Raw genomic sequence first — 1236 nt, 5'->3', positions numbered from 1 at the left:
CCCGCGTCGTGCGGGTGTGTCGTCGTTCGGGTTCAGCGGGACGAACGCGCACGTGATCGTGGAGCAGGCGCCGGTGTCGGAGGTCGAGGCTGAGGTCGAGGCGCCCGTGTCGGCTTTGTCGGTGGTGCCTTGGGTGTTGTCGGGCAGGAGTGCGGCGGCGTTGCGGGCGCAGGCGGAGCGGTTGGCGGGTTGGTTGCCGGGTGTGCCGGGTGTGGATCCGGTTGATGTGGGTTGGTCGTTGGTGTCGTCGCGTGCGGGTTTGGAGCACCGGGCGGTGGTGCTGGGTGACCATGTGGCGGGTGTGGGTGCGGTGGCGTCGGGTGCGATGGCCGCCGGTGTGGTGACGGGGTCGGTCGTCGGTGGGAAGACGGCGTTCGTGTTCCCGGGTCAGGGTTCGCAGTGGGTGGGTATGGCTGCGGGTCTGATGGACTCGTCCGCGGTGTTCGCGGCGCGGGTGGATGAGTGCGCGAAGGCGTTGGAGCCTTTCACGGACTGGTCGTTGACCGACGTCCTGCGTGGTGTGGAGGGCGCGCCGTCCTTCGATCGGGTGGACGTGGTCCAGCCGGCTCTGTTCGCGGTGATGGTGTCGCTTGCGGAGGTGTGGCGGGCTGCGGGTGTGCGTCCGGGTGCGGTGATCGGGCATTCGCAGGGTGAGATCGCTGCGGCGTGTGTGGCGGGGATCCTGTCCCTGGACGACGCGGCTCGGGTGGTGGCTCTGCGGAGTCAGGCCATCGGTCGTGTGTTGGCGGGTTTGGGTGGCATGGTTTCGGTGCCGCTGCCGGCTTCGGAGGTGCGTGAGCGGATCGCCCGGTGGGGTGAGGCACGGATCTCCGTCGCGGCCGTCAACGGCCCGTCCTCGGTTGTGGTGTCGGGTGAGGTCGAGGCCCTGGATGAGCTCCTGGCCGCCTGTGAGGCGGACGGGATCCGTGCCAGGCGGATCGCGGTGGACTACGCCTCGCACTCCGCGCAGGTTGATCTGCTGAAGGATGAGCTGGCCGAGCTGCTCGCCCCGATCGTTCCGCAGGCCGCGCAGGTGCCGTTCCTCTCCACCGTGACCGGTGAGTGGGTGAACGGGACCGAGTTGGATGCCGGGTACTGGTTCCGCAACCTCCGGCAGACCGTTGAGCTGGAGCAGGTCACCCGCACGCTCCTCGACCAGGGCTTCGGTGTGTTCGTCGAGTCGAGCCCGCACCCCGTCCTCACCGTCGGGATGCAGGAGACGGTGGAGGACGCGGG

1 protein-coding gene is annotated in these 1236 nt (G+C 69.3%); it reads left to right on the top strand.

From position 1 onward, the window contains the following. A partial coding sequence (locus NOD94_RS41110) for an acyltransferase domain-containing protein (protein WP_281211350.1) occupies positions 1 to 1236 on the top strand: 1236 nt, incomplete at both ends.

This window comes from Streptomyces sp. Isolate_45, assembly GCF_024721315.2.
Taxonomy (GTDB): Bacteria; Actinomycetota; Actinomycetes; order Streptomycetales; family Streptomycetaceae; genus Streptomyces.
The sequence above is the reverse complement of the archived record's forward strand: the minus strand, read 5'-3'. Positions and strand labels throughout refer to the sequence as shown.